This is a genomic window from Fusobacterium sp. SYSU M8D902 (genome assembly GCF_040199715.1).
Classification (GTDB): Bacteria; Fusobacteriota; Fusobacteriia; order Fusobacteriales; family Fusobacteriaceae; genus Fusobacterium_A.
Genome location: NZ_JBEFNA010000002.1, coordinates 237,443 through 244,453, shown reverse-complemented (window position 1 = coordinate 244,453; position 7,011 = coordinate 237,443). Strand labels below are relative to the sequence as shown.

Below are 7,011 nucleotides of genomic sequence, written 5' to 3'. Positions count from 1 at the left end.
TGGCGGAATTGGCAGACGCGCTAGACTTAGGATCTAGTGTCCCAGACGTGAGAGTTCAAGTCTCTCTCTTCGCACCACTTAGAAATGTAACTTTAATTTAATCAGTGATTAAGTTAAAGTTTTTTTTATACCTAAGGAAATTTATCTAGAAAAATTATAAATAAATTTTTTTATAAAAATTTAAACTTTTTTTAAACTAACTAAGTCTAAATAGTATATAAAAATTAGATGAGATTAGACAAAAAAATAATAAAAAAGATTTAAACTTTTTTATATAAAAGTTAGTCTAAATAGTAACCTAATAATAATGATAATTTTTTCATAAACTTTCCCTAATATTCCCTCTCTCCCAGAGGGAAAAACGCTAATAAATAAATTAACATAAAAATCTCTCCCTAAAGAGTGGAATTGATTCCCTAGTTGTCAATTCCGCTTTTTTATATTTAGATGTAATTTTTTTACGGTGACTCTTTACTTTGAAGTTAAATTTTTATATAATATATTCAATAGTATTAAGAAAGGAGTTTGACTATGAAACATCAAGAAAAATTTTTGTTAGAATCCTTAGTGGTAGAGAACTTCAAAGGTTTTGAAGAGGCTATTGAAATTAATTTTTCTAAGACGAGATCTTATGATTTTAATGCAGAATATGTAAGTGGTGGTGTGGTTAATAAGGGAATAATTTACGGGAAGAATGCCTCTGGAAAGTCAAATATAGGTTATGCTATTTTTGACATTGTGTCAAACTTAACTGATAAAAATAATGGTTTATCTCTATATAATAATTATCTCAATGCTCATAGTGGTAAAGATGTAGCTAACTTCATCTACACTTTTAAATATGGAGCTTTGAAAGTAGTTTATAAATATTCAAAAAAATCATTAGAAAATATACTTTCAGAGGAACTTTTGATAAATGATATGAGGGTTGTTTATTATGATTTTACTAAAAATGACCCGATAAAAACAAGCTTGAAAGGAACTGAAACTTTAGATAAGAATTTTGAGGGAATGAATATTTCCGTATTAAAATATATATATAAAAATTCAAAATTAGAAAATAATGAAGAGAATAAAGCTTTTCAGAAAATGATAGATTTTGTTAATAATATGTTGTTTTTTAGATGTTTGAATAGTAATAACTATATAGGATTTCAAAATGGAAGTAAGGATATTTTAGAGGATATTGCAGAAACTGGTAAAATTAAGGAGTTTGAAGAATTCTTGAATGAAGAAGGAGTAAAGTGCCAATTAGTTGAGAAAGTAAATAATGGTAGCAAGACAATAGCTTTTAAAATAGGGGAAAATAAAATAGATTTTTCAGAAATAGCGTCAACTGGAACTCACAGTCTTGCTTTATTTTTCTTTTGGTATAAAAGCTTAGAGAAAGCTAGTTTCCTTTTTATAGATGAATTTGATGCTTTTTATCACTTTGAATTAGCTGAAAAGATAGTTCAGAAGTTAAAAATGATAGATATTCAAGTTATTTTAACAACTCACAATACTTTTTTAATGACTAATGAATTACTTAGACCAGATTGTTATTTTATAGTTTTTGAGAACAAAATCTTCAAACCTTTATTTGATTTAACAGAGAAAGAATTGAGATATGGACATAATTTAGAGAAAATATTTAGAGCAAAAGGATTTGGGTTGTAATGGAAGTTATTTTATTTGTAGTAGAAGGAGCCAAAGAAGAGCCTAAAATTATAGATAGTCTAAAAAATATTTTTTTAAATGATAAAGTGATTGTTAAAATTTTGTATGGAACTAGTATTTATCACTTGTATTCAAAGATAAGAGAAGATGAGGATATAGAAATTCTAGAGATTTTAAGAGAGATGTCGACAGAAAATAGGGAAATATTAAAGAATTTAAAAAGAAGTCAAATTTCATCAATATTTTTATTTTTTGATCAAGACTCTCATAATAGCAATGCTTCCGAAACGAAGCTAGAAACGTTGATTAATTTTTTTGATAATGAATATGGAAATGGGAAATTATATATAAGTTATCCTATGGTTGAAGCTTTAAGAGATATAGAGCATTTAGATGAGAATAGTGATATCTCATTATGTGAATGGAATATTGATGAAAATAGAAGTTATAAGAAATATGTAGCTGACAGATTAATTAGATGTAAATTAACCAGATTGTCTATTTATAAAGATTATAATGATAAAACTTGGAATTGTATTAATAAATATAACTGGAGGAAAGGAAATTTTTTAATAAGAGGAGAAAGTCTTTTACCTAGCTATGAGATATTATCTACATTTTCACAGAATGTTATTTTTAAAAAACAGTTGGATAAAATAAAACAAAATAAAAATATAATAACTTTAAGTGGTTTTTCATTTTTTGTTGCTTTTTATTTTAAGAAAGAAAAAATTGAAGAGATGATACAAAATTTTTATTAAAAAAAGTTAAGCTAATAGATTACTCCATTAGCCTAACTTTTTTCTTTATTTAGAGGTAATTATTTTTTTATAATTGTACCTGTATACATTCTATCAGTTCTAACACCTGGTTTGATCTCTCCGTTGATAGAGAAAACTTTGTTTTCTAAAAGAACTAATCCTTCACCACAAGGAGCATCAAATGGGATCTCTCCAATAGATTTCCAAGAGTTTGTATTAGCGTTGTAAACTAAAACCTCTCTATTCCATCCAAATTCAGCAGGATCAGCACCGAAGTAGTTAGCTTTATAGTTAGCTAATTCCTCTCCTTTTAAATTTCCAAGATAGTAGTTAGCATCATTCCATAATTGTTTTTCAAATCCACCAATAACCATCATTTCATTTTCATTTAATTTAACAGAGTTAGCTCCAAGAACAGAGATCTCTTTACCGTTTATAACAACAGAAGCTACTTCAGTCCAAGTATTTGTATCAAAATTATATTTATATCCATCAACAAAAGCTTTAGAGTTTCCTCCACCGAATACATATAACTCACCATTTAATAGTTGAGAAACAGATTGAGTTCTAGTATCTCCAGGTACAGATGCTAACTCTACAACCTCTTTAGTTTCTAAATCATAAGAGTAGAATTTGTTTGAAGCTTTTCCATCTTGTTTACCAGTATGGATATATAATTTTCCATCTTTTTCAACTGCTCCACCATTTTGGAATGTGAAAGGAAGATCTCCTATTTTTTGAGCATCTAATTTACCATCTTTCATAGTTAAGAACCAGATGTCATTATCTTGTTCAGCTTGAGCAGCTCCACCGATATAGTAGATTCCCTCAGGTGTAGTTACAGAAGCTCCATATCCTATCTCATGAGGTAGGTTTGTATGTTCAACAACTTCAAGTTGTCCATTGTTTTCAGTCATAACATAGATATCTGAGTATAAAACTTTAGGTCCACCTTGAGCAGTAGGTTTGATAGGGAAGTTAGCTCCACCACCAACAACTATGTACTTTTCTCCAAGAGATCCATAAAGAACACCTGCAGTACCTATATTTTTTTCATATCCTTTTTGAGCTGGAAGATGACCAGCAGTTTCCCAAACTATTTTTTTGTCAACGTTAGCTTGTTTTACAACATTTGTAGATGAACAACCAGCTAAAACTAGAGATGAAACTATTGCAGCAAATAAAATTTTTTTCATAATAAACCTCCAAATTAATTCATCATTTGTACTCGTGAACATAATTTTATAATATGATGATACAACATATCATCTAATAAGTCAACAATATTTTTTTATTTTGAACAGTAGATAGTAAAAAATGTTATTAAAAGTCCAATTGATATCAAAAATAAAATTATTATTTATGATAAAATATTTAAAAAACGTTGAAAAATAATAGTTAATGATCTTATTTTAAATAAAGTGTTTATTTTTTTTAAAAAATATCTTGATTTTTTTAAAAAAATAGGTTATGATGAATTTGTGAAAATAAAAATGAATAGGGAGTCATTAATTTTCACTTTCACGTTAATGAAAAAATGGGAGGATTCAAATTATGAAAAGATTAGCATTATTATTAGCAGCAATGGGAATAGTATCAGCAGCAGCTTTCGCTGAAGCACCAGTTTTAAAAGTAACAAGTATAGGACAAGAGATTGAGATAGAAAATAATTCAGGTGGAGTTGACATAGGTGATTCTGTATTCTTTGGAACAATGGTTAACTTATCATATGGAGATTGGACATATGGTGTTACAGGAGGTAAATTCTGGTCAGTAGATACAGAGGATGGATTTGAAAGTATAAATTCAAGATTACAATTGGATGCTATGAAAACTGTAAATGAAAATTGGCAATTAGGTGCAAGATACAGAGCACAAAAAGACTTTGACAGATATTACGCAAGAGCAGCATGGGATTATGGAATGATATATGGAGCTGCAGATGTATGGTATAATGCAGCTAATGATAGTTCTAATCCAAATGATAATATAGAGATGGAGTTATTCCCAATAGGATTAAAATATGGAAACTTTAAAGCAGCGTGGTTTGTTAACTATGTTAAGTTTTTAGGAAGTGTTGATAGAGAGGGAAAAGAAGAGTATACAGAGCATCAAATAAGATTATACGCTGATCTATATAAAGGAGAAAAATTAACTGTTAATACAGAATACAGATTAACTTTAAATGCAGATGCAGATTATAGAGAGAAAACACCTGATTCAGAGAGCTTATATAAAGATTTTGGAAGAAGTAGATTATATTTAGGAGCTTCATACAAAGTTAATGAGAGCTTAAATGTTTATGGAAAATATGGATATGAGATAAGAGATAAAGAATATATAAACAGTGGAAAAGATGATAAAAATGCTAATTACTATGGAGACTTAATATTAGGATGGAGCTATACATTCTAATTTAACCACTGGATTTAGTAAAAAATTAATTTAAATCACAACAGGAATTGAACAAGTGTGTTAATATGTTTCAATTCCTGTTTTTATTTTGAAATTTAAATAAAAAATAGATTATAAACTAAACAGATAAAAAAATAAAAAAATATTTAAATTTAGATAAAAAAATAAAAATTATTCACAATCCCTTATAAATAAAGAGTTTTGAGAAGAAAATATGAACGAAACGTGATATGAGTAAGTGTTTGAAAATGAGAAAAGGTAAAAAAAGTATTTACAAATCAAAGAAAATGAGGTATAGTTATCTTAACGGGAGAAAAGTAGATCTATTTTTTGTAGATCTATGAAAAATTTATGAAAAAAAAGAAGGAGAGATACTTATGAAAAGATTAGCACTTTTATTAGGATCACTATTAGTAGTTTCTGCTGCTGCTTCAGCTAAGGAAGTTGTTCCAGCACCTGTAGTTGTAGAAGAAGCTCCAGTACAAGTAGTAGAAAAAGAAGTTATCGTGTACAGAGATAAAGAAGAAGGATTCAGACCAAATGGTACTGTAGGAGTAGAATACAGATACTATGATAAAACTGAAGGACAAGAAAGAAATGTTTTAGATAACGAAAACAATTGGAATAAAAACAATAGATATTCTAGACTTCAATTAGAAACTAACATTAACATGACTGAGAATCAAACTTTAAACTTAAGATCAAGAACTTATAATGGATTAGCTCAAGAGTCAGAAAGAAACTACTCAAAAACTGATCAGACAAGAGTACAATACTACTATAATCATGGATTATTAGGAGATTCAAAAGTTAACTTTACTTCAAGAGTTGAGTATGTAAAAGAAGGAGATCAAAAATTAAGTTATCAAGCAAGATTTAACTTTGCTGATTATATGTTCAATAATGACTATGTAAAAACTACTGATTTTACATTAGCACCATATTATAAATATACTTGGGCTGATGAGAATAGTTCAGATTATGATAACGAAGTTGGATTATATTTCAACATGGTTCATGAGTTACCATTTGGATTTGCAACTCAATTAGAGGTAGATACTCTAGGATACCACCACTATGGAAATGATGTATATTCGGAAGTTATAGATGGGCATAGACCAAGTGATAAAAATACTACTTTAGGAGTAAACTTCTATATTACTCAAAATACAGTATTATATACTAATGAGAAAGTTACAGTAGATTTCTTCGTAGAGGCTGGATATGACTCATTAAGTTGGAAAGATAAACATGAGACAGGAACAAATTCAGTAGAGTATGAATTAAAAGCTGATCCGCAATTAAGATTATTCTATCAAGCAACTCCTAATGTACAATTATTTGCTTTAGCAGGTGCTGAGTATAGAAACTGGACAAGAACAGAAGAGTCTTCTGCATCTAACTGGAGATGGCAACCATTCGCAGCAACTGGATTTAACGTATCATTCTAGTCTTGTTGAGTGTGTGTAAAAAATTAAATAGAATTTTTAGTACCTGTGTAATAGCAGGTACTTTTTTTATATTTATAGAGATTTTATTTGTAATATTATTTAAATAAAAAAAACCTGCAAACATATGTTCACAGGTTTATAACAATCTAATTAGAAGTTTTTAGGTTCGATCATGAAGTATGCTCCAGGGTGTTTACATACTGGGCATAGGTTTGGAGCTTTTTTACCATAGTGAATATGTCCACAGTTCATGCACTCCCAAGCTACCTCTTCATCTCTTTCAAATACCATATTTTCTTTTATATTTTGTAATAACTTTCTATATCTATCTTCGTGTCTTTTTTCTATCTTTGCAACACCTTCAAAAGCTCTAGCTATATCGTCAAATCCCTCTTCTCTAGCTTCTTTAGCAAAAGTTGCATACATATCTGTCCACTCGTAATTTTCACCTTCAGCAGCATCTAAAAGATTATCTATTGTAGAAGGAACTTCTCCACCTTTTAATAGTTTGAACCATAATTTAGCATGCTCTTTTTCGTTGTTTGCAGTCTCTTCAAATATCTTAGAAATTTGCTCATATCCATCTTTTTTAGCTTTAGAAGCATAATAAGTATATTTATTTCTTGCTTCAGATTCCCCAGCAAATGCAGTCATTAAGTTTTTTTCAGTTTTACTTCCTTTAAATTCCATAGTTAACCTCCTCAAATTACTAATTTTTTCTAAAT

At 28.7% G+C, this 7,011-nt stretch carries 6 protein-coding genes; 4 read left to right on the top strand and 2 right to left on the bottom strand.

Annotation, left to right across the window (positions count from 1 at the left end; all coding sequences use genetic code 11):
- Positions 1 to 531 precede the first annotated feature (531 nt).
- Together ABNK64_RS02470 and ABNK64_RS02465 are read left to right on the top strand one after the other, a co-directional pair.
- Positions 532 to 1,659 carry an AAA family ATPase gene (locus tag ABNK64_RS02470; protein WP_349763362.1) on the top strand — a complete coding sequence of 376 codons (1,128 nt, stop codon included), beginning with the start codon at positions 532 to 534 and terminating at the stop codon, positions 1,657 to 1,659.
- Positions 1,659 to 2,420, top strand: a complete 762-nt coding sequence (locus tag ABNK64_RS02465) for a hypothetical protein (RefSeq protein ID WP_349763361.1) — start codon at positions 1,659 to 1,661, stop codon at positions 2,418 to 2,420. Before ABNK64_RS02470 ends, ABNK64_RS02465 begins: the two co-directional genes overlap by 1 nt.
- 59 nt (positions 2,421 to 2,479) lie before the next feature.
- Here the strand turns inward: ABNK64_RS02465 and ABNK64_RS02460 are convergent, their stop codons facing one another.
- Positions 2,480 to 3,616 (bottom strand): cyclically-permuted mutarotase family protein, encoded by a 1,137-nt coding sequence (locus ABNK64_RS02460; RefSeq protein WP_291256101.1) that lies wholly within the window; start codon positions 3,614 to 3,616, stop codon positions 2,480 to 2,482.
- A 358-nt stretch (positions 3,617 to 3,974) separates the two neighbouring features.
- Here ABNK64_RS02460 and ABNK64_RS02455 point away from each other — a divergent pair, with 358 nt between their 5' ends.
- On the top strand, positions 3,975 to 4,835 hold the full coding sequence (locus ABNK64_RS02455) for a hypothetical protein (RefSeq protein WP_349763360.1): 861 nt from the start codon (positions 3,975 to 3,977) through the stop codon (positions 4,833 to 4,835).
- A 377-nt stretch (positions 4,836 to 5,212) separates the two neighbouring features.
- Positions 5,213 to 6,286 (top strand): major outer membrane protein FomA, encoded by a 1,074-nt coding sequence (fomA, locus tag ABNK64_RS02450; RefSeq protein ID WP_349763359.1) that lies wholly within the window; start codon positions 5,213 to 5,215, stop codon positions 6,284 to 6,286.
- 150 nt (positions 6,287 to 6,436) lie between these two features.
- Here the strand turns inward: fomA and rbr are convergent, their stop codons facing one another.
- Positions 6,437 to 6,976, bottom strand: coding sequence for a rubrerythrin (gene rbr, locus ABNK64_RS02445; RefSeq protein ID WP_291256019.1), 540 nt, complete (start codon positions 6,974 to 6,976; stop codon positions 6,437 to 6,439).
- Positions 6,977 to 7,011 lie beyond the last annotated feature (35 nt).

What these genes read in the sequence shown, in the direction of transcription:
- ABNK64_RS02470 (WP_349763362.1), top strand. Translation starts at nt 532, where the DNA reads ATGAAACATCAAGAAAAATTTTTGTTAGAATCCTTAGTGGTAGAGAAC.
- ABNK64_RS02465 (WP_349763361.1), top strand. Translation starts at nt 1,659, where the DNA reads ATGGAAGTTATTTTATTTGTAGTAGAAGGAGCCAAAGAAGAGCCTAAA.
- ABNK64_RS02460 (WP_291256101.1), bottom strand. Translation starts at nt 3,616, where the DNA reads ATGAAAAAAATTTTATTTGCTGCAATAGTTTCATCTCTAGTTTTAGCT.
- ABNK64_RS02455 (WP_349763360.1), top strand. Translation starts at nt 3,975, where the DNA reads ATGAAAAGATTAGCATTATTATTAGCAGCAATGGGAATAGTATCAGCA.
- fomA (WP_349763359.1), top strand. Translation starts at nt 5,213, where the DNA reads ATGAAAAGATTAGCACTTTTATTAGGATCACTATTAGTAGTTTCTGCT.
- rbr (WP_291256019.1), bottom strand. Translation starts at nt 6,976, where the DNA reads ATGGAATTTAAAGGAAGTAAAACTGAAAAAAACTTAATGACTGCATTT.